The organism is Flavobacterium sp. ALJ2 (assembly GCF_015594725.1).
Classification (GTDB): Bacteria; Bacteroidota; Bacteroidia; order Flavobacteriales; family Flavobacteriaceae; genus Flavobacterium.
This window is the reverse complement of record NZ_JADNRC010000011.1, coordinates 71,281-91,607: the sequence shown is the minus strand read 5'-3', so window position 1 is coordinate 91,607 and position 20,327 is coordinate 71,281. Positions and strand designations below refer to the sequence as shown.

Genomic DNA, 20,327 nt, shown 5'->3' with positions numbered 1-20,327 from the left:
TCGGGGGAGAGTTCTTGGAAACCTGCTATAGTTAATATAGCAAGGCGCCGGGTTCTTATCCTACGCCTATACCACCGAAGAAACCGAAAAAATGGAAGTCATGCAGCTTGCCGCAGAACTGGATGGTAACGTAGAACTCGCCATCAAGCACATCACGATGTGGCGGCGTGATAAAGAAAATCAATAATCATTAACAATTTAAATCTGGAAACAATGAAAAAAATACTATTCGTGGTGTGTACGGCACTAATGCTTGCCGCAACACCGTCTGCAAACGCCCAATTTGTAGTTACCGATCCTGCAAACCTGGCTTCAGGGATTCTTAACAGTGCCAATGAAATCGTACAGACTTCTAACACTGTATCGAATGTTGTAAAAAATTTCAAGGAAGTAGAAAAGGTATACAAACAGGGAAAGGAGTATTACGACAAACTACAGGCTATTAACAATTTGGTGAAAGATGCGCGCAAAGTACAGCAGACGGTGCTATTGGTAGGCGATGTATCTCAAATGTATGTACAAAATTTCGGCAGGATGATGAATGATCCCAACTTTTCTGCCCAGGAACTGGCAGCTATTGCAAATGGCTATTCAGCACTCTTGGGTGAGAGTACAGAGTTGTTGAAAGAACTCAAACAGATTGTAAGCTCGTCAACATTATCACTGAATGACAAAGAACGTATGGATATTATTGACCGAGTGTATAAAGAGGTAAAGGAATACCACAGTCTGGTACGCTATTATACCAACAAGAATATCTCGGTAAGCATTCTAAGGGCAAAGAAGCAAAACAACACCAAAAGAGTGCTTGACCTCTATGGAACTCCTAATCAAAAATACTGGTAAGACATGGAATTTAATAACCTTCATGAAGTCCTGCGCTTCTTGTATGATGAAATGCTCCCGCTGTCCGCAGATATGGCGGCGGTATCCAAAGGCCTGGCGGGATTGGGAGCACTTTTCTTTGTAGCCATGAAAGTATGGCAGGCACTGAGCAGGGCAGAGCCTATCGATGTGTACCCTTTGCTTCGTCCTTTTGCACTCGGGCTATGCATCATGTTTTTTCCGACAATGGTACTGGGAACAATGAATTCCGTATTAAGTCCGGTTGTACAGGGAACGCACAGTATTCTGGAAAATCAGGTACTTGATCTGAATGATCTACAGTCGAAAAAAGACCTGCTGGAACGAGAAGCAATGATCCGTAATCCTGAGACTGCTTATATGGTATCTGACGAAGAATTCGACAAGAAATTGGACGAGCTGGGCTGGTCACCATCCGACATTGGAACAATGGCAGGAATGTATATGGACAGGCAGGAATACAAGATCGAAAAAGCAATAAAGGAATGGTTCCGCAATTTGCTGGAAATACTTTTTCAGGCGGCGGCACTGGTCATCGACACCATTAGAACTTTTTTTCTGATTGTACTTTCTATTTTAGGGCCAATAGCTTTTGCTATATCCGTTTGGGATGGATTTCAATCCACACTCACGCAGTGGCTCACCCGATATGTCAGTGTGTATTTATGGCTTCCGGTAGCAGATCTTTTCAGCTCCATGCTCGCCAAGATCCAGTCCCTGATTATCGAAAGGGATATTGAAATGCTTGCCGATCCGACATTCATTCCCGATACCTCAAACACTGTGTATATCATCTTTATGATTATCGGCATTGTAGGGTACTTCACAATACCGACCGTAACAGGTTGGATTATCCAGGCTGGCGGCGCAGGAAACTTTACCCGTAATGTAAACCAGACCGCAATGAAATCCGGAAATATTGCAGGAGCCGGAGCCGGTTCAACAGTAGGAAATATAGGTGGCAGGCTAATACACAAGTAAATAATTAATCCTTAAAAAAATGGAATTTAAAACACTAAGAAATATTGAAAACAGCTTCAGGCAGATAAGATTATATGCCATCGTGTTTGCTTTACTCTGTATAGCAGTTACAGGATATGCCATTTGGCATTCCTATTATTTTGCGGAGCAGCAACGACAGAAAATCTATGTACTGGACAATGGGAAATCGCTGATGCTTGCACTTGCGCAGGATGCATCTATAAACCGTCCTGTGGAAGCAAGGGAACATGTAAGACGCTTCCACGAACTCTTCTTTACGCTCGCTCCCGACAAAAACGCGATTGAAAGCAATATGAAACGGGCATTCAATCTTGCCGATAAAAGTGCCTTTGATTATTACAAAGACCTATCGGAAAAAGGCTATTACAACCGTATCATATCAGGCAATGTACAGCAGCGCATCGAACTGGACAGTGTAGTCTGCAATTTCGAGACCTATCCTTATGCGGTACGCAGCTATGCCAAACAATTTATCATCCGCTCCAGTAATATGACAAAACGAAATTTAGTTACATCCTGTTTCCTGGTGAACTCTGTCCGTTCGGATAATAACCCGCAGGGATTTAATATCGAAAAGTTTGCGGTGATAGAAAACCGGGATATAGAAGTCATTGAGCGCTAAAAAACAATCTTATGGAAGTATTATCAGATTTGAGCACGTTTGCAGAAATCCTTACCGATAAAGGATATGACGGCTATTTCCATACGCAGGGAGCGTATGCCGGAAAGCTGGAAGAAAGCATTGGGGAGTATCTTGAAAACTGCCAAAAAGGTACCGATAGTTTGCCTAAACAGGATTTGTTACTGACGGGCTACCTGCAATGGTCGGGAGAAGAGGAGCCAAGTGTAAAATGCAGTATGTGGGTAAAATACCTTAACGGCAAATTCTCGCTTAACAGAATGGAAATTGAGAAAAAAGACCGTTTTGGGCAACTGCTGAAAACAGCGGAACTGACAAACCTGTCTACTGAAACCGCTCTTAAAGCGGTGGATGCGGTTGCTTTGGTCAATGATGAACAAAAACAAGTGGCAGGTCAAAGCCCAAAGCGTTTCAAGCTATAACAAGACAAATTGCAAGCATATGAAAAAATTAAGGGAAAATATGGTCAGGTATTTTAACAAACTGGACGAACGTTGGCAGGCATTGCCTTTACGGAAACAGCATAAATACACACTTTACTTTTTTATGGCCTACCTGCTGCTTACCGCAGGAGTCATTTTTAAAGTTTGGTATGATATCGCAACGTCCGAAGACAGTATGGTTATCGGGCATATCGAAAATCCTGTCCTGAAAAAGAATGAAAGTCCTGCATCGTTACAGGACACATTATCAAAAATTCTAAAAAATAAAATTTATGAAAGAAAATGAGAACAAAAAGTCCGTTGTTCGGGTGACGGAAGGAAACCCGGCAGCGACCGTTGATGTACTGCAAAACGGTACGCAGAACAAAGTAGAGAAGCTCAAAAAACCGCTGATATTCGGATTAATGGGCATTGTGTTCGTAGGTTGTATGTATATGATATTTAAACCGTCTGAAGACAAAAACGAAATTGAAAACATCGGTTTGAACGATGCCGTACCACAGGCGACGGGAGCAGGGTTGCCAACGGATAAAAGCAAGGCTTACGAACAGGAAATGCTGGAACAGAAAGACCAGGAAAAACGTAGTGCCCTTACTTCACTTTCAGATTATTGGAACGAGGACAGCACATCTAATGAGGGAGAAGAGGTACTTTCCGGTGAACAAGACCACAGCGGTGAGAATAGCAGCAGGTCAGGAAAATCTGGGAATCTGGCACTAAACAGCTATCGAAATGCCCAAAGTACATTAGGGTCTTTCTATCAGGATGGTAACGGCGAAACACAGGAACTCCGCCGACAATTGGAAGAATTAAAAGAAAAGCTTGCTGAAAAAGATGTTCCTGCCGGTGTAACGGTGAATGACCAGATGGCACTCATGGAAAAATCCTATCAAATGGCTGCAAAATATCTTCCTTCGGGAAATAATTCCAGTGAAGCTTCAAACATAAACAATGTTGTTGCTGCTTCTTCTGTCACTACTCAAAAAGAATATTTTGCAGCATTCACCCCAAAAAGGAAAAGTGCGGTATCAGCATTATATCGCGAGCCAGCCGACAGTACCTTCTTAGTGGATTGGAGCGAAACTAAAAACCACAGTTTTAATACAACAGGTTCAGTCCCGCAGGTGGTACAGCCAACGAATAGTGTCAAAGCCTGTGTACAGGAAACGCAGACGATTATAGGCGAAAGTGCAGTACGTCTTCGTTTATTAGAGCCTGCCCAAACACCTAACCGTACCATTCCGCAGGGTACAATCTTAACCGCTAATGCAAAGCTTCAGGCTGGACGTTTACAGTTAAAAGTAACTTCCATAGAACTGGGCGGGAATATCATTCCTGTAGATATAACCATTTATGACCTGGATGGTCAGCAAGGTTTGTCCGTGCCGTATTCTTCTGAAATGAATGCCATTTCCGAAATGGCTGGCAATATGAGCCAGACTTCGGGGACAAGCCTGATGCTAACGCAATCGGCAGGACAGCAGATGGCGGCTGATTTAAGCCGTGGTGTGGTTCAGGGAATTTCAGGTTACTTCTCCAAAAAAGTAAGGACACCGAAAGTCAAAATAAAGGCAGGGCATCAATTGTTCCTTGTCTCTAAAAAATAATAATAAAACTTAATAAAGTAAACAATGAAAAAATATTTTAAAACCTTATTGACAATTGCCCTATTGATCGGCTCTGTCGCAGCATCTTTTGCTCAGGATAATTCAGAAGCTCACCTTGCATTAGGCAAGATAGAACCGTACCGAATGGAGGTTACTTACGATAAGACTTCGCATTTGATTTTTCCAACTGCTATACGATACGTCGATCTGGGAAGCGACTATCTGATCGCCGGAAAAGCGGAAGATGCTGAGAATGTACTTCGTGTAAAAGCCTCAGCAAAAGACTTTGAACTGGAAACTAACTTTTCGGTGATTACTAATGATGGCCGTTTTTACAGTTTCGATGTGCAATATAATTCCTGTCCACAGACGTTGAGCTACAACCTGCTGACAATGCAGAAAGCAGTGGATAAAAACAACGGAAACGATGTGCTTTTTGAAGAATTGGGAAACAACTCGCCATCTCTGGCAGGATTGATACTGGAAAGCATCTATAAAAAAGACAAACGGTTTGTAAAGCATATTGGCGCAAAAAGTTTCGGCATACAGTTTACCCTGAAGGGAATTTACATCCATAACGGCAAGTATTACTTCCATACGGAACTCGCAAACCGCACCAATGTTCCTTTCCAGATTGATTTTATCAATTTTAAAGTTGTCGACAAAAAGTTAGCCAGGCGAACCGTATTACAGGAAAGAACAATAATCCCCCTGCGTACTTATAAGCCTCTTGATGCCATTGGCGGGAAAACGACTGACCAGAATGTATTACTGCTGGACCAGTTTACCATTGCCGATGATAAGGTCTTGATCATTGAGATTTTCGAGAAGAACGGAGGGAGGCATCAAAAACTTGAGGTGGAAAATTCGGATTTGATAAAAGCCCTATTGATAAGCGACATGCACCTGAAATTTTAGTATTCATTAAAACAACAATACAACATGAAAAAATATATCTATACTGTGATGCTTGTTTTGATGGTAAGCATAGTGGCTCAAGCGCAACGAATGCTGCCCAAACAAAAAGGAGTGGAAGTAAATACAGGTGTATTATCCACTGATAAAATTGGCAATGATTACTACATTAATATAGCAATGACCGTAAACGGAAAAAAAGGTAATTACCAGCTATGGGTCTTGGAATATACTCATCAATATCACAATTATAAGAATCTCCGTATACCACAGGAAACGTATACTGCAGAAGGCGGTTGGAGCTTTTTCCTCTTAGGAGATACCTACAAGAACATTACACTCAATGTAGCGATAACTGGTGTACTGGGCTATGAAAGTGTCAACGGTGGAGAACAGATGTTATATGATGGTGCGAAAATAGTAAGCGAAGACAACTTTACTTATGGTGCAGGTGGGAGACTGTCCCTCGAAACGTACCTCTCTGATCATTTTGTACTGCTCCTTCAAGGGAGTACAAAAATTTTGTGGGGTACTGATATGAAACAGTTCCGACCGTCAGTAGGAGTAGGATTAAGGTTTAACTTTTAAAACGTAAAACGATGATAGCATTTTTTAATAAATTCACAATAGAATTACTACCTGTACTCGTGGCAGTCCTGTTAAGTTCAATTACTTTGGTATCTTGTAGTAAAGACGAACTGGAAATACAAAATGATTTTCCTTTTGAAGTAAAAGTAATGCCCGTGCCCAAAGAAATTGCCAATGGAGATATAGTGGAGCTCAGGATATCAATACAGCCTACAGGTAATTATAAGGGTACGCAATATTTTATTCGTTACTTTCAGTTCGATGGAAAAGGAACGTTGCAATGTTCAGATGAAACTCCATATAAGCCTAATGACTTGTATCCATTAACAGCAGAACAATTCAGGTTGTATTATACTTCACATTCCGTCGTTTCCCAATCCCTTGAAGTATGTATTTCGGATAATTTCGGTAATGAAAAGCAACTGAGTTTTGAGTTTAACAGTAGTGATTAGCCAACCAATATTGGTTTAAATTTTACCTTATAAAATTCGCATTCAATCAGAACCCGAAGCAAAACTTCGGGTTGTTTTATTTCCTATTTAACTATTAAAAAGAATAGGACAAAATTGAGAAAGATACATTTCTCCACCTTAAAAATTAAGTACAAATATTAAAAAGAATAATTGTAAGGATAATTCTGGTATTTTAACTATTTTAGAGAATTATTTAAAGATTATATGTTTATATCAAAATTATCACTAAGAAATTTTAGAAATTTCAGAAATGTATCCCTAGATTTTAATAAAGGAGTAAATACCATTATCGGAGAAAATGGTTCGGGAAAGACAAATCTCTTTCATGCAATTAGGCTGCTGATTGATGAAAGCATGCCAAGGGGCGTGAGATTATACGAAAACGATTTTAATCGTTCACTCGGAAAATGGACTGGGCATTGGATAATTATTCAAATAGAATTTCAAGAACTCGACTCTAGTGAGGAAGCGCAATCAATAGCAATGCACAAAATAGGTGCTGTGGACGATTATGATAGTTCTCAAGGAACCTATTGTTTGTTCTTCCGTCCAAGGATTGAAATACGACGAAATCTTTTTAAACTTTCTCAAAGTGAGCATAAGACAGTGCAGGAATTAGAAAAAATACTGAGTGAAATTTCATTAAATGATTATGAATCAGTTTTTACAGGAAGAGGTAATGTTGATTTTTCAGATGAGGAAACATATTCTCAATATGTAGGCGATTTCAATGAAATTACTTTTCCTGATCCTGACGACGAACAAACTGATGTCTATGGTATAAAAATGTATGGCATTTCAATTCCAAATGAATTCGCCTGTACTTTTGCAAAAGCACTTCGGGATGTAGAGTCTGATTTACGCTCATACAGAGATAACCCATTATTAAACCTGTTAAGAGATAAAGAAAAAAATATTTCAATTGACAAAAAACATGAAATCGAAGAGCAGGTTGACATTTTAAACAAAAATATTTCAGGATTAGAGGAAGTAAAAGGCGTTTCTAGAGGTATTACCGAAACCATTAAAGAAGCCGTTGGTGAGACGTACGCACCTAATGTAAATATTAAATCCGAGTTGCCTTCAGAAATGGAAAAGATACTTCAATCTTTAAAATTATGGGTTGGAGACCCTGATGAAGAAGGGTACGAAGGACGATTATGGGAATTGAGTCTTGGAGGAGCAAACCTCATTTACCTCTCACTCAAATTATTAGAATTTGAAAAAATAAAGAAAGAAAACAAGATTGCAAATTTTATTTTAATTGAAGAACCCGAAGCGCATATACACACCCATATTCAAAAAACACTGTTTCAAAAGTTAGATAAGGAAAAAACGCAGGTGTTTATTTCTACGCATTCCACCCATATATCCTCGGTATGTGAAATAAGTTCCATGAATATTTTAGGACGTGGAAAACAAACGGCTCACGTATATGCACCTTCAAAGAATCTTAAAGTAGACAAAATAACAAAACTGGAACGATATTTAGATGCCAACAGAACTAACCTATTGTTTGCAAAAGGAGTTATCCTTGTCGAGGGAGATGCTGAACATATATTGATTCCTGAAATTATAAAAAAGGTATTTGGGGTCTCATTAGATGAACTGGGAATTTCTATAATAAATATCGGAAGTACTGGATTTGAGAATATTGCTCAATTATTTCATAATGACAGAGTACGCAGGAATTGTAGTATTCTGACTGATAATGACCTTTCAATCGTTAAGTTGCCTAAAGACCCAAAGGATGATAATCAATACGAGAGAGATTGTCGTAATTCTCAAATCTCAGGAATAGACAGAAAAGAAAAGTTAGATCTTTTTTGTACGGATAATAATTTCGTCAAACCATTCTATGCCAAACATACTTTTGAGGTAGATTTTTTACTTGCTGGAAATTCACATGAAATTATTCAAACGGTTGAAAAGGCATTTAAAAAACAACCCGATAAAGATCGAATTATAGGATTGCTTAAAGACAAGGATGTTTCAATTTCTGGTAAGGAAGTTTTACGGTTAGCTGAAAAATTTAAAAAAGGCTGGTTTGCAATTATGGTTGCTGAAAAAGTAAGTAATATTACGGTTATTCCTGAATATATTATAGATGCATTAGTATTTGCGTGTCCAACTCTTAATCAAAGTATATTACTTTCTATTTCAAAATATAGGCTTACAAAATTGAAAGATTATCATTATACGGGGGACGAAACCGATTATAAGTCAATTCTTGATAAGATAATCTTAATGGAAGATGGAGCGGAGGCATTAGAATTCTTTGTTAAAGAGTTACCTAGTGATGTGTTGTCTAAATTAATATTTAAGTTAAATGCTTAAAGGTTTAAATTCTCAACAAACTGATGCAGTAATTGAGCCTGGAAATGTTCTTTTAACTGCTTGCCCTGGGAGCGGTAAAACACGGGCACTTACTTATAAAATTGCATACGAGTTAGAGCGTCTGACAAATTCTAAAAAAATTATATTAGCTGTTACTTTTACAAATAGAGCGGCCGATGAAATAAAAAAGAGAATAAGAGAGCTAAATGCGGATGATACAAATTTGTGGGCTGGTACTATTCATTCCTTTTGCTTGGAGTGGATTCTCAGACCCTATATGTGTTATTTAGATGAACTTAAAAGTGGGTTTTCAATTTCAGATGAATACAATTCTGAAAATTTAATGAGTGAGTTGAAAAAAACTTATGGACTTAATTATTGGGAATCTGTGTCTACAAAATATATGCCAAATGGACAAAAGGAAGAGACAGTTTACAGAACATTACTTGATGAATACCACGAAGCACTTGCCAGTAAGAAATTGATAGATTTCGACCAAATACTTCATTATGCACATAAGTTGATTTTAGCGTATCCCAAAATATCTGAAATTCTTAAAAATATGTTTCATTTGGTATGTGTTGATGAGTACCAAGATACACAACAATTACAGTATTCCATTTTGGCAAAAATAATGAAGGGTGCAACTGGGAATTGTAAGATGTTTTTTGTTGGAGATTCGGATCAGGCAATTTACGGTTCATTGGGAGGTGTGGCAAAAGAAATTGAAGAGATTAAGAAAGAATTTGGTGTTGTTTTCACAAGTAAGGAATTATCTGGAAATTACAGGTCAAATCAACAAATTATTGATTATTACCGTAATTTTCAAACCACTGACATTGATATAAAAGCATTAGGAATAAATGCAGATGATAACGCTGTGATCACTTATAACAGAACAGTTCATAAGGATAATTTGACTGTTAGTATTTCAGAAATAATAAAGCAGAAAATTGCTGAAGGAGTTCCCGAACATGAGATATGTGTTCTCGCTCCAACTTGGTATCTTGTAATTCCTATGGGAAGGAAATTAAAATCGCTTTTGCCCGATGTTAAATTTGATGCAGTGGGTTTATCTCCTCTACTCAAAAATAAAGAAAACACTTGGTTTAAAATTGCGAGATTATTTCTCGTCTTGCCTTCTCCAAAAGCTTTCCTGATAAGAAAACGTTGGGCTTCAGAACTTATCAATGAGTTAGAAAGTTTGGGAATTATATTGTTTGAAGATAAAGAATTTAAAGCAAAAACATTATTGAAGTTAATAAACTCAATTTCATCTGAAGAGACTGATGGATTAAAGTACTTAGAGGAATGTTTTTTTGAATTATTTGAGAAGTTAGGAATTACAATTTCTTCAAATGTAATGCTCGAAGTACACTGGGAAGCTTTTTTTGATGGAGCAAAATCAAGACTTGAAAACCCTGATTTTGATTTAGCAAAAGACATTGAGAGTTTTAGAAAAATGTTTAAACATGAGGAAGGAGTTGTTATTAATACTTGTCATGGAATTAAAGGAGAGGAATTTGATACAGTCATTGCTTTTGGATTATTACATGGAAAATTACCTAATTGGAATGAAACTGTAAATAGGGCTGCTGAAAAATTATTGTATGTAATTTGTTCAAGGGCAAAACGTGAATTACATCTTGTATCAGAGACAGGTCGTGTAACAAATTCTGGTAGAGCTTATAATCCCACTTATCAACTTGGTTCTCTTGATTATGATTATGATTAAAGTTAGGGATTCAGAATCTGACTAACTTATTGATAAAAAAGTAGATTTTACTTTTGTATAATTTAAGCAAGGCTGTTTTAAGATTGCTAATTTCTTGATTATCAATCTTAGAGTCAAATGGTAAGAAAGAGGATTTGTCCTTGACCAAAATAAGCAATATTAAATACTAATCTAATATGTTAAGTACAGACAATGAAAGTAAGGTAAAATTTTCAAATCACAGTTTGTTATTATCCAGAGTAATTTTACGAAAAAAATAATAAGAGTGGTCCTCAAAAGCGGTCTTCTTTTGCTTCTTTCCTTTGACCGCTATTGTGGGAAGAAAAGAAGTTTCTTAAAACAACAAAAGGGATAATGAATATCCCTTAGAAATAAGAACGTAGCCTGTTTGATGAAATGGTGAAGCATTGCATTTCGGCAAAGTGGCTACACCAATTTAATGCAAAAAGACTGTCCCGACCATCGGAAGGGAGTGTCTTTTTGCCGCCCGATTTTTCGGGTCAGCCAACTTTTATGGGATGGGTGCTAAAATCTTTAAGGTTATGAAAAAATCCTCTGTATGGCGTCAATCCATTACGAAACAAGCTCCATAACAACGAGCATCCCATTTGTACCAAAGACGAATTGATGAACAATTCCTGTTTCTCCAATGCTTCCTCTAAGGAGCAACTTGGCGTGTCGTCGTGCTCTTCGGACTGTTTTAATAATCCTCCAAATTCTTCAGTAACAAAAGGAAGGTTATCTACCGTTTCGTACTTTTCAGAATCGGGTTGTTTGACCTTTCCGATAGTGGATAATATCACTTGTCCTGTATATTGGCTGTTCCCGAAGTCAAGCCAATATTTTGGTTGATCCCTATGGTGTCTCCGATTCTTTTGCAGACTCAAAATATCGGCAATATCAAAGCGGGATTTTACACTATCCACACAGGAAATATAAATAGTTGCTACTGCGTTACTAGGCAATTTGCCCAAACTGTCTTTCTCAAATTTCATGGTTTCCGCTTTCCAATTCGTTCCCATAAAACGATTTGCACGATTTATTAGTGCAACGCACTTATACAATCCGACCTCGCACTGGGCGAAACGCTGTCTTCCCAAATTGGCACTCGTGACAACATCATCATCCCAAAGTCGAACTTGTAAGCCTGCGTGTCCGAGTTCAATTAAACTATGGTTCATTTCCATCAGGGCAGTCAGTACTTTTGAGCCTGTACCGCCTGCACCGATTAAGTTTACGGTAATGGGATTGGTTGGATCAATCAGATAATTGTCCGTAAAATGTATTTTTGGTTTTTCGGTATTCATCGTAGTAAATTTTTAAGTGTTTTATTGTTCTTTTTCAATACTTCTTTTGGAAAAGGATTCCCTGTTTGTATAAGGTCTTTCCAAAGGTTTACGCAATTGCCTTTTATCGGGCTGTTGTTTCCAAGCAAATGACTGAAATAGCTGTTGAAAAAATAGTCTTCCCAAGCGCCAACAAATTCTTCAACCGAAGCGGAGTTCTTGATGTTGATGCTGACCGAACCCATACACACCCTGCCGTCTTCATAGATATTGAAAAAAGGTGCACAGTACAAAGGTGTTTTCTGTGTTGGTCTTCGGTCGCTTGCAAGCGCAAATACCCAAAGGTTGTTTTTATTGGCATACCAAACCATTGGAGGAACATATACAATTCCGCTTGGAATGTCCAAACCGCTCAGAAAATACAGTTGTCGTCTTTTCGCTTTGGTGTACCATAATACTGCACCTTTATTGGTATTCGGATTAATATGCAGAATGTTAGTTGGCAGAATCCCATTGGATTTAAAAAAAGCTTTATCCTTATCTTTTTCACTCTGTAATGCTTTTGCCAATATCTTTGCTTCCCGTTCTGTGAGCGGATGGGCATTAATAGGGTTACCGTTTTTATCCATATCAAAATGTTCCACATATACATCTTTATCCACTGTTTTGGTTTCATAGAAAACCAATGCGGATTTGGGATGGTACAATGTCCCAAAACTTGCGGTTATGTCGTTTGTATTTTTCATTTTCTTGTCGTTTCATAATTATACAATAGGAAACACATATCGTTCAATAGGGCAAATAATCTATTCTCAAAATCAAGACTGTTATTTGTAATGTCTTTGCCGTCAAAGCATTTGTAAATGGTCGGTTCTTCCATCGAACCATACTCGTTAAACTCATTATTGATGCTGTCGGTAATGCTCACATATAGCCACCCCCTTGTGTGTGATATAAAGGAAATATACTTTTCCATGCCAATCACTTCATATTCTTCCGGTTCGCTTTCAGGGTCATTTTTTATCGGTGCATTTCGGAAAATACTTGTATATGGGTACTCGGTATATAAAGTAAAAGCATTAGAAGCCATCTGCCAGCATTCTTTGTCGAATGTATCAAAGCTTTTAAAAGAATTTACACGTTGTTCAAATACCTGTAAATTGATACGATTAAAAAGTTTTTTTTCGATACAATCGCCAATCAATTCTGCTTTATTGAATTCACATTTATACGTTTCAGTTTTCTCTGCTTCGTCATCCTGTTCTACCCAGTCTTTATGCATTTCGTACATCCAATACAGGTAAGTATCTTCCTGTCTGTAATAAGGAATGTTCGCAATATGGTAGAGGTACGAGCAAACAGAAATTAGCAGTTGAGCATTCTTTTTGCGTTTAGGGTCGTGTAACATTTGATAAAGCGGTTCAATCGGAATATAATACAGGGTTGTGCCTGTATTATATTTTTCCTCACTGATAAAATAAGTCTTCTTACTGTCCTGCAACAAGCGTATTTCCTGCCAATTTAAAACACGCTCCTTTAGTTTTTCTTCTATATCCCATATTGCCAACGCCATATTGTAGGGGTATTCAAATTGATTGGTCTGCATCGGTTCTATCTTGTAATGTTCAGCAAGTTCAGAAAGGGATTTATAAAAATCCTTTTCCGTCTTTGCTGTTTTCTGACGAACCTGTACCGTATTGTTTTCTTCCAGTTTAGGCAGAAATGATGTTTTTAGAAAACCATTGGCAACATTTCCAGAGGTACTGATTTGCGTTTGTCTTTCTGAACTTCGTTTGCATCTTTGGGTCTTTGCATCCAAAGGGCGAACCCGCCCAGCTGTTGGTGCAACCGCCTTTGACTTTTTTGTTCGGGTGATTTGAATGTCCCCGATATGATATGTTTGTGCATGGTTCATCGTTTTTAAATTTTAGTTTAACCTTTAGTACCCATTACGCTTTCAAATCGGTATTCTACTGCGTCGTCTTTAATAGTAGGTGCAGATATTTTAGCGGTGGTTAGGATGGGGTAGATGTTGGCATAAAAATTAAGTACCGCTTCTACGCTCCAACGTGGTTCAGGGTCGGTCAGTTTTATGTCCTGTTCCTTATCTTTAAGTATAAATAGTCGTTTTAATTGCGTTGCTAATAACATGATTTAGGAATTTTATGGTTATACATTCTGTTCGTGTCCTGCTCCAAAAAGGTTTGGGGCGGAAAACTTGTCGGATAGTTCGGTTTTACGTTTGCGTATCTCGTCAGCCTTTTCGGGATATTCGGTTATTTCGGGTACTTTCATCCATGCTTCACGGAATTTACCTTCTTTCTCCAATTCGTCTGCCTTTGCCATAACGTCTTTAAACTTTTTGTCTTTGGCTTCCTGTTCAATCTTATGCTTGTCGGCTTTTTCTTTCTCCATTGCGGATTGCTTTTTCGCTACTTCAATTTGTTTCATAAATGCTTCCATATCCATCATTAAGCCCGAAGCGGTTTGTATAGGCGTTGTTATCTTCTCAAAAAAACCGTTGTCGAGTTCTTCTGCCGTTCCCCGAAGATTAAGGGGCGGTATGATATTCTTTGCGTTGTCTCCGCACCCTTCGTTTTGGAGCATAACCGATACAATAAGGTTGTTATCTGCTCCTTTTGCTATGGTCAGGTGCAAATCACCTGCAACTCCCATCTGCGCTATCTGATTGAAAAAATTTGTGTTCATCGTTTTAGAAATTAATGGTTCATTTCATTTAACATTTTTAAATTGTAATTAATCTTCACAGGCGACCACCTTTGCAGGCAGTCGCCTGTGAAGATTAATTAAGGTTTAAAATTTCCACTCCGTCTGTTGCAAAAGAGGTACACAGTTCAAAAGCTTTTTGGGATTTTACCTGTGCCGTACCGCCCATTACAATACTCTGTAGTTTGGCTTCATTATCTTTGTAACTGCGGACATTTTGGTAGTAGCCAGTCACAGCATTGTATGCCCCGAAGAGTGTGCCTTTTGTGGTATCCATCTGTTGCGAGTCGCTTGTCATAGCATACGCAAAGGCATCTTCAACAATATTTTTGAACACGGTTGAAACTTCTTCATCCGCACTTTTTTTAAGCAAATCCAAAGTTTCCTTGTTTGGGCAGAGTGCCAACTGAATTAATTTTTTTACTTCTCTGTCTGTAACCTTTACTTTCGCCCATTCATTGAATATTCCCTCTAATTGTGTACTTAGAGTGTCCGCCAATCCCATTATTTTGTGTGCATTTTCAACACGCTGTTTAGCTCCCGAAGTGTGTTTGATACGCACTACATTGGTCATTGAACGAAGCGAAGCATTAAGGGTATTTTGGCAGACGATACGAATAGGTGTAAAAGCGGCTGTGATACTTCCGCTTCCATCATGCGAAGTAGTCAGAAAGATATACTTCTCTGTTACGTCGTCGCCATTGCCTACACGAATATAATCGGGCAGTTTGGCTGTTATAAATATGCGTTCTCCGTTGCCTAATGCTCCTGCGGTTTCGTACAATATACCGTCACCGCCACCTACAATAGCATCAAAGAAATTGAAGGCTTCACGGTTCTGTACGATATGATAGTCTTTGCCTACCACGCCCAATACTGAATTGTTATCGGTGCGTATATTGGCGAAATAATTGGGCACGTGTAGTTCGCTACTGCCAATCTCAATGCCGTTTGTAGTTTCGGTGACGCCTGTACCTTTGGTGTATAGTGGTGTTTTAGCGACTTCGTAGTCTAATCCTGCAAATTTGATAGCTTCTTCGCTAGTAGGATATTGCTCTACAATCTGCCCCAATCCGTGCCACGCTTTTTCTTTCACGCTGAAAAATGAATAACTTCCTGTTTGCTCGTTAAAATTGATATTATGTGCCATGATAAATAATTTAAAAAGTTTAAAAATTGTTTGAATACTCGTTTTTAAAATGGGAGGTCGTCTTTTTCGTCGTTGCTGTTTCCTGTTAGAGCCTTTGCCGTTTCTGCTTTTTTACCGCCCCCGTGCAGTTTGATTTGTGAGGTGTTGAAGTTCAGTCCTGCATGCGGTTGTCCGTCACTGCCTGTCCACGCCCTTGCGCTCACTTTGCCTGTCAGTTCTACGACCGAACCTTTTGTGAGTATCTGCGCTACTTTTGGACTAAGCCAGTAGGCGCACTCGAAATACGTCACCTGCTCTATGCGTTCGCCCGCTTTGTTTTTGTAGCTGTCGTTGATAGCTATTGAAAAGTTTACTACTGTTTTGCTGTTTGACACGTTGCGTACCTGCGCATCTGCTGTCAGTCTTCCTGTGATGTTCATAATTCCTATGATTTTTAGTGATTATTTTTTTTTGAAATTTTATTCGGCAATGAGAGGAGGTGCTGTTTTGTTTCATCAAATCCATTTTTAATATTTTACTATTCATTGCTGACATTTTTTTTATTCGTCTAAAGAGCCGGAGTATGCTATGTTTCGTTTCGGGAGCATAAAAAGGTTAGTGTCTAGCAATAGCAAGGTTTTGACAAAAAATACTACCCGGATGGGTGGAGATTTTTTATCAAACCTGAAGGGCCTGGCCTTGCTATTGCGTTAAGGACACGGAAATACCTTTGCTGCTGAAATGAGACAAAGCATACTGGTTATTGAATTTAAAAATGAAGGGGAAGCAATGATGAATTGTAATGGATCAATGTAAATAAGATTAAAATCTGACAGAGGATGAAATGTTCCACTTCAATCAGAAAACCTCCATTGACTTTTGTATATTCAAGCTACAATTCGCATTGATTATTTACTGTTTAGGAGAGCTTTTAAGTAATAAGTATATATAAATGATCTAAGACCACTTGGGGAAAAAATTTAATAAATTTGGTATCTGATTGGTTACGCAGATGGGGTGTTAAATCTTAAAAATGAGGGATTTGAAGGGTGTTTTTCAAGTCCGATTCTTATGTTTTTTTTATCTTTATATGTCTAAAAGCAAGATTTATTGATGGCAAAAAAACGATCATATTGACTAATGCTTTTCGATAAAAATTTCATGAAATCAGATATAGGACTTTATGAAAAAATACAATAATAAGTTTCGATAGTATTATACTTTATAACTAATTTAGCCATTTATGTGAATTAGGATAATTCATCTTTAACAATCAGTTAACCAAAATGTCAGACGAACAAAAGAAACTTCTAGAATCCCAATTATGGGCAATAGCCAATATATTAAGAGGTAAAATATCAGCCAATCAATTTCAAGATTACATACTTGGTTTTATATTCTACAAATATTTATCGGAGAAATTAGAGAAAAAAGCCAATGAATTCTTGAAGCCTGATAGAATTTTGTTTAAAGAAATTGATGAAACTTCGGCAGAGGGAAAGGAAATTTTAGCGGCCTTAAAAGAAGCTACTGTTGATGCCCTAGGGTATTTCTTAAAACCATCTGAATTGTTTACTAACCTTGCTAAAAAAGGAAATGCAAAAATTATCAATCAAGATGATGAAGAACAAATTCAAAGTACTTTTATTCTTGAAGATTTAGCCAATGTATTAAACAGTATCGAAAAAAGCACGATGGGTTCAGAGAGCCAAGACGATTTCGATAATCTATTTTATGACATTGATTTAAACTCTACTAAAATTGGTAGAACCACAAAAGACCGTAATGATGTTATTGTAAAAATCATTACTGCATTAGACGAAATTGACTTTGATTTAGACAATACCGATGGCGATGTTTTGGGCGATGCTTACGAGTATTTAATCGGTCAGTTCGCAGCAGGAGCAGGGCAAAAAGCAGGTGAGTTTTATACACCACAACAAGTATCTACTATCTTGGCTAAAATTGTAACCACTCGGAAAAGTAAATTAAAATCAGTTTATGATCCTACTTGTGGTTCGGGTTCGTTGTTGCTTCGTGTAGCCAGAGAAGTAGAGGAAGTTGGTCATTTTTACGGACAAGAACAAAACCGTACTACCTATAACTTGGCTCGAATGAATATGATTTTGCACGATGTCAATTATCATAAATTCGATATTAAAAACGAAGATACTCTTGAAAGACCCCAACATATCGATTTTAAATTTGAAGCTATTGTAGCCAATCCGCCATTTTCTGCCAAGTGGTCTGCAAATCCTTTGTTTTCTAATGATGATCGTTTTTCACAATACGGAAGACTGGCACCAGGAACCAAAGCCGATTTTGCTTTTATCCAACATATGGTTCATCAATTAGACGATAACGGAATAATGGCGTGTATTGCACCTCACGGTGTTTTATTTCGTGGTGCAGCCGAAGGTCACATTCGTAAATTCCTGATTGAAGATAGAAATTACATAGATGCCATTATTGGTTTACCGGCAAACCTATTTTACGGAACAAGTATTCCAACCTGTATTTTGGTTTTAAAGAAATGCAAAGAAACACCAGAAAATATTTTATTCATTGATGCAAGCAACGATTTCGAGAAAGTAAAAAATCAAAATGTTTTAAGAGAAGCTGACATCGACAAAATTACTTCTACTTACCAATCTCGTGAGGTTATTGATAAATATTCAAACATCGCAACTCTTGAAGAAGTAAAAGCCAACGATTATAACCTAAATATTCCTCGCTATGTAAATACGTTTGAAGAAGCTATTTCTGTTGATGTTAATGCGGTTGCTGATAGAATACAAGCCATAGATAGTAAAATGCAAACAGTCGATAATACTATTGCTTCATTCTGTGCAGCATTAGATATTAAAACACCTTTTTAATATGGAAACACTACAACCAAAATTGAGATTTCCAGAGTTTAATGGAAAATACAAAAACAAAAGGGTAGATGATTTTGCACCATTGCAAAGAGGTTTTGATTTGCCTATTACTAAAATGGTAAAAGGAAAATTTCCAGTTGTTTTTTCAAATGGTATTTCTAAAACACATAATGAATTTAAAGTAAAAGCTCCTGGTATTGTTACAGGAAGATCGGGTACAATTGGTAATTTATTTTATATTGAAGAAGACTTCTGGCCTCATAATACTTCTTTATGGGTTACTGATTTCAAAGGTAATTTTCCTAAATATGTATATTATTTTTATGATAAATTTGATTTAAAACGTTTTGGTACTGGTTCTGGTGTTCCAACATTGAATAGAAATGATGTACATAATCAACAAATCTACTTCCCTTCACTCGAAGAACAAACCAAAATAGCCATTTTCCTTTCGTCAGTAGATGAAAAACTAAGCCTTTTAAAAGAAAAAAAATCTCTTTTAGAAGAATACAAAAAAGGGATAATGCAAAAACTATTTAGTAAAGTGTTGAGGTTTAAAGACGGGAATGGTAATGATTTTGAGGATTGGGAGGTGAAGAGTATTGGGGACATTCTTTCTATCGGAAGCGGTAGAGATTATAAACATTTGAATCTTGGAAATGTGCCGGTTTATGGAACGGGAGGTTTGATGACATATGTAGATAGTTTTTTACACCAAGGTGAAACAGTGTGTATTGGGAGAAAAGGAACAATCGATAAGCCCATGTATTTTAACGGAGATATTTGGACCGTAGACACTTTATTTTATACTCATACTTTTATAGATTCACTACCTAAATATGTTTTTTACGTTTTTCAAAGTATAAATTGGAAAAAACATAATGAAGCTTCAGGAGTGCCAAGTTTGTCAAAAAGTACAATAGAAAAAATTTCTATAAATGTTCCTTCAGTCCCTGAACAAACCAAAATTGCTGATTTTCTTTCGGTTATCGATGAAAAGATAGAGTTAGTTTCAACCCAAATAGAAGAAATACAGGAATATAAAAAAGGATTATTACAGCTAATGTTTGTGTAAATGATGAAATTAACTAGAACGATTATTGATGAACATATTGAAATTTTTGATAACTTTCAATACTATCATACTATATTAGATTTAATTGAAAGTAACTTAAACACGAACCCCGATATTTCTATCGAAAGTTGTAAATCTCTATTTGAAGGAATTTCAAAATCAATATTATCAGCATTAGATATTAACTATTCATCGTCTGAAATTGAAGATAAAACGGTTCAGCAGTTGGTTAAAAGAATGTTTAAAAAGCTGAAAGAGTTTATTGAAATAGAAGAATTAAACTATATTACAGTTTTCGTTTCAGAAGTTGGAACTATTAGAAATAAACGAGGAGATATATCTCACGGAAGACCATCTCCAAAAGAAATTTCAAGTGATGTAGATTTTGCAAAAATGGTTGTTAATTCAACAGATAACTATGTTTTTTATATATTAAGATTATTCTTTTCAATTAAAAGTGAGAGCGAAAAACAATATAAATATGATGATTATGAAGAATTTAATGAATGGTTGGACGCTCAAGATACAGCAGGTTATTTAATAAGTTATAGTTTAGCATTATACGAAACGGATTATATTAGATATGAACAGGAATTACAAAATTTTTATCCAGATTTAGATTTATAA

The 20,327-nt window shown here is 37.1% G+C and carries 21 protein-coding genes; 14 read left to right on the top strand and 7 right to left on the bottom strand.

Annotated elements, in window-relative coordinates:
• The first annotated feature begins 213 nt into the window (after positions 1 to 213).
• The 11 genes from IUY40_RS13720 (at position 214) to IUY40_RS13670 (ending at position 10,604) form a co-directional block, all read left to right on the top strand.
• Positions 214 to 846 (top strand): DUF4141 domain-containing protein, encoded by a 633-nt coding sequence (locus IUY40_RS13720; protein WP_195737432.1) that lies wholly within the window; start codon positions 214 to 216, stop codon positions 844 to 846.
• A 3-nt stretch (positions 847 to 849) separates the two neighbouring features.
• Positions 850 to 1,845, top strand: coding sequence for a conjugative transposon protein TraJ (traJ, locus tag IUY40_RS13715; protein WP_195737431.1), 996 nt, complete (start codon positions 850 to 852; stop codon positions 1,843 to 1,845).
• A gap of 19 nt (positions 1,846 to 1,864) precedes the next feature.
• The gene (gene traK, locus IUY40_RS13710) at positions 1,865 to 2,488 is read left to right on the top strand and encodes a conjugative transposon protein TraK (protein ID WP_195737430.1); all 624 of its coding nucleotides are present in this window, start codon (positions 1,865 to 1,867) and stop codon (positions 2,486 to 2,488) included.
• An 11-nt stretch (positions 2,489 to 2,499) separates the two neighbouring features.
• A complete protein-coding gene (locus tag IUY40_RS13705) occupies positions 2,500 to 2,928 on the top strand; it encodes a hypothetical protein (protein ID WP_195737429.1) in 429 nt (142 codons plus the stop codon).
• A gap of 19 nt (positions 2,929 to 2,947) precedes the next feature.
• The gene (locus IUY40_RS13700; protein ID WP_195737428.1) at positions 2,948 to 3,235 is read left to right on the top strand and encodes a nitrogen regulatory IIA protein; all 288 of its coding nucleotides are present in this window, start codon (positions 2,948 to 2,950) and stop codon (positions 3,233 to 3,235) included.
• Positions 3,222 to 4,556, top strand: coding sequence for a conjugative transposon protein TraM (traM, locus tag IUY40_RS13695; protein ID WP_195737427.1), 1,335 nt, complete (start codon positions 3,222 to 3,224; stop codon positions 4,554 to 4,556). The genes IUY40_RS13700 and traM overlap by 14 nt, the downstream gene beginning before the upstream one ends.
• 24 nt (positions 4,557 to 4,580) lie before the next feature.
• Entirely contained in the window at positions 4,581 to 5,474 is an 894-nt protein-coding gene (traN, locus tag IUY40_RS13690; RefSeq protein ID WP_195737426.1) for a conjugative transposon protein TraN, read from the top strand.
• Between the two features lie 24 nt (positions 5,475 to 5,498).
• Positions 5,499 to 6,059 (top strand): conjugal transfer protein TraO, encoded by a 561-nt coding sequence (locus IUY40_RS13685; RefSeq protein WP_195737425.1) that lies wholly within the window; start codon positions 5,499 to 5,501, stop codon positions 6,057 to 6,059.
• 11 nt (positions 6,060 to 6,070) lie between these two features.
• Positions 6,071 to 6,511 carry a DUF3872 domain-containing protein gene (locus IUY40_RS13680; protein WP_195737424.1) on the top strand — a complete coding sequence of 147 codons (441 nt, stop codon included), beginning with the start codon at positions 6,071 to 6,073 and terminating at the stop codon, positions 6,509 to 6,511.
• A 225-nt stretch (positions 6,512 to 6,736) separates the two neighbouring features.
• The gene (locus IUY40_RS13675; protein WP_195737423.1) at positions 6,737 to 8,869 is read left to right on the top strand and encodes an AAA family ATPase; all 2,133 of its coding nucleotides are present in this window, start codon (positions 6,737 to 6,739) and stop codon (positions 8,867 to 8,869) included.
• Positions 8,862 to 10,604, top strand: a complete 1,743-nt coding sequence (locus IUY40_RS13670) for an ATP-dependent helicase (protein WP_195737422.1) — start codon at positions 8,862 to 8,864, stop codon at positions 10,602 to 10,604. Before IUY40_RS13675 ends, IUY40_RS13670 begins: the two co-directional genes overlap by 8 nt.
• A 500-nt stretch (positions 10,605 to 11,104) precedes the next feature.
• Here IUY40_RS13670 and IUY40_RS13665 read toward each other — a convergent pair whose 3' ends face one another.
• From IUY40_RS13665 to IUY40_RS13635, 7 genes are all read right to left on the bottom strand, one after another.
• A complete protein-coding gene (locus IUY40_RS13665; RefSeq protein WP_195737421.1) occupies positions 11,105 to 11,911 on the bottom strand; it encodes a PRTRC system ThiF family protein in 807 nt (268 codons plus the stop codon).
• Positions 11,908 to 12,636: a PRTRC system protein B gene (locus tag IUY40_RS13660; protein WP_195737420.1), complete on the bottom strand. Its 729-nt coding sequence runs from the start codon at positions 12,634 to 12,636 to the stop codon at positions 11,908 to 11,910. Before IUY40_RS13660 ends, IUY40_RS13665 begins: the two co-directional genes overlap by 4 nt.
• A complete protein-coding gene (locus IUY40_RS13655; RefSeq protein WP_195737419.1) occupies positions 12,633 to 13,805 on the bottom strand; it encodes a hypothetical protein in 1,173 nt (390 codons plus the stop codon). The genes IUY40_RS13660 and IUY40_RS13655 overlap by 4 nt, the downstream gene beginning before the upstream one ends.
• 17 nt (positions 13,806 to 13,822) lie before the next feature.
• Positions 13,823 to 14,041, bottom strand: coding sequence for a PRTRC system protein C (locus IUY40_RS13650; protein ID WP_195737418.1), 219 nt, complete (start codon positions 14,039 to 14,041; stop codon positions 13,823 to 13,825).
• Between the two features lie 18 nt (positions 14,042 to 14,059).
• The gene (locus IUY40_RS13645) at positions 14,060 to 14,599 is read right to left on the bottom strand and encodes a PRTRC system protein E (RefSeq protein WP_195737417.1); all 540 of its coding nucleotides are present in this window, start codon (positions 14,597 to 14,599) and stop codon (positions 14,060 to 14,062) included.
• A 94-nt stretch (positions 14,600 to 14,693) separates the two neighbouring features.
• A complete protein-coding gene (locus IUY40_RS13640; RefSeq protein WP_195737416.1) occupies positions 14,694 to 15,767 on the bottom strand; it encodes a DUF932 domain-containing protein in 1,074 nt (357 codons plus the stop codon).
• A 44-nt stretch (positions 15,768 to 15,811) separates the two neighbouring features.
• The gene (locus IUY40_RS13635) at positions 15,812 to 16,186 is read right to left on the bottom strand and encodes a single-stranded DNA-binding protein (protein WP_195737415.1); all 375 of its coding nucleotides are present in this window, start codon (positions 16,184 to 16,186) and stop codon (positions 15,812 to 15,814) included.
• Between the two features lie 846 nt (positions 16,187 to 17,032).
• Between IUY40_RS13635 and IUY40_RS13630 the strand changes: the two genes are divergently transcribed.
• The 3 genes from IUY40_RS13630 to IUY40_RS13620 are packed head-to-tail and all read left to right on the top strand — an operon-like array spanning position 17,033 to position 20,327.
• Positions 17,033 to 18,625, top strand: a complete 1,593-nt coding sequence (locus tag IUY40_RS13630; protein ID WP_195737414.1) for a type I restriction-modification system subunit M — start codon at positions 17,033 to 17,035, stop codon at positions 18,623 to 18,625.
• A 1-nt stretch (position 18,626) separates the two neighbouring features.
• Positions 18,627 to 19,700: a restriction endonuclease subunit S gene (locus tag IUY40_RS13625; RefSeq protein WP_195737413.1), complete on the top strand. Its 1,074-nt coding sequence runs from the start codon at positions 18,627 to 18,629 to the stop codon at positions 19,698 to 19,700.
• Positions 19,701 to 20,327 (top strand): abortive infection family protein, encoded by a 627-nt coding sequence (locus IUY40_RS13620; protein WP_195737412.1) that lies wholly within the window; start codon positions 19,701 to 19,703, stop codon positions 20,325 to 20,327.

What these genes read in the sequence shown, in the direction of transcription:
- IUY40_RS13640 (WP_195737416.1), bottom strand. Translation starts at nt 15,767, where the DNA reads ATGGCACATAATATCAATTTTAACGAGCAAACAGGAAGTTATTCATTT.
- traM (WP_195737427.1), top strand. Translation starts at nt 3,222, where the DNA reads ATGAAAGAAAATGAGAACAAAAAGTCCGTTGTTCGGGTGACGGAAGGA.
- IUY40_RS13685 (WP_195737425.1), top strand. Translation starts at nt 5,499, where the DNA reads ATGAAAAAATATATCTATACTGTGATGCTTGTTTTGATGGTAAGCATA.
- IUY40_RS13620 (WP_195737412.1), top strand. Translation starts at nt 19,701, where the DNA reads ATGATGAAATTAACTAGAACGATTATTGATGAACATATTGAAATTTTT.
- IUY40_RS13680 (WP_195737424.1), top strand. Translation starts at nt 6,071, where the DNA reads ATGATAGCATTTTTTAATAAATTCACAATAGAATTACTACCTGTACTC.
- IUY40_RS13700 (WP_195737428.1), top strand. Translation starts at nt 2,948, where the DNA reads ATGAAAAAATTAAGGGAAAATATGGTCAGGTATTTTAACAAACTGGAC.
- IUY40_RS13660 (WP_195737420.1), bottom strand. Translation starts at nt 12,636, where the DNA reads ATGAAAAATACAAACGACATAACCGCAAGTTTTGGGACATTGTACCAT.
- IUY40_RS13665 (WP_195737421.1), bottom strand. Translation starts at nt 11,911, where the DNA reads ATGAATACCGAAAAACCAAAAATACATTTTACGGACAATTATCTGATT.
- IUY40_RS13645 (WP_195737417.1), bottom strand. Translation starts at nt 14,599, where the DNA reads ATGAACACAAATTTTTTCAATCAGATAGCGCAGATGGGAGTTGCAGGT.
- IUY40_RS13705 (WP_195737429.1), top strand. Translation starts at nt 2,500, where the DNA reads ATGGAAGTATTATCAGATTTGAGCACGTTTGCAGAAATCCTTACCGAT.
- IUY40_RS13650 (WP_195737418.1), bottom strand. Translation starts at nt 14,041, where the DNA reads ATGTTATTAGCAACGCAATTAAAACGACTATTTATACTTAAAGATAAG.
- IUY40_RS13720 (WP_195737432.1), top strand. Translation starts at nt 214, where the DNA reads ATGAAAAAAATACTATTCGTGGTGTGTACGGCACTAATGCTTGCCGCA.
- IUY40_RS13625 (WP_195737413.1), top strand. Translation starts at nt 18,627, where the DNA reads ATGGAAACACTACAACCAAAATTGAGATTTCCAGAGTTTAATGGAAAA.
- traK (WP_195737430.1), top strand. Translation starts at nt 1,865, where the DNA reads ATGGAATTTAAAACACTAAGAAATATTGAAAACAGCTTCAGGCAGATA.
- IUY40_RS13670 (WP_195737422.1), top strand. Translation starts at nt 8,862, where the DNA reads ATGCTTAAAGGTTTAAATTCTCAACAAACTGATGCAGTAATTGAGCCT.
- IUY40_RS13655 (WP_195737419.1), bottom strand. Translation starts at nt 13,805, where the DNA reads ATGAACCATGCACAAACATATCATATCGGGGACATTCAAATCACCCGA.
- IUY40_RS13635 (WP_195737415.1), bottom strand. Translation starts at nt 16,186, where the DNA reads ATGAACATCACAGGAAGACTGACAGCAGATGCGCAGGTACGCAACGTG.
- IUY40_RS13675 (WP_195737423.1), top strand. Translation starts at nt 6,737, where the DNA reads ATGTTTATATCAAAATTATCACTAAGAAATTTTAGAAATTTCAGAAAT.
- traJ (WP_195737431.1), top strand. Translation starts at nt 850, where the DNA reads ATGGAATTTAATAACCTTCATGAAGTCCTGCGCTTCTTGTATGATGAA.
- IUY40_RS13630 (WP_195737414.1), top strand. Translation starts at nt 17,033, where the DNA reads ATGTCAGACGAACAAAAGAAACTTCTAGAATCCCAATTATGGGCAATA.
- traN (WP_195737426.1), top strand. Translation starts at nt 4,581, where the DNA reads ATGAAAAAATATTTTAAAACCTTATTGACAATTGCCCTATTGATCGGC.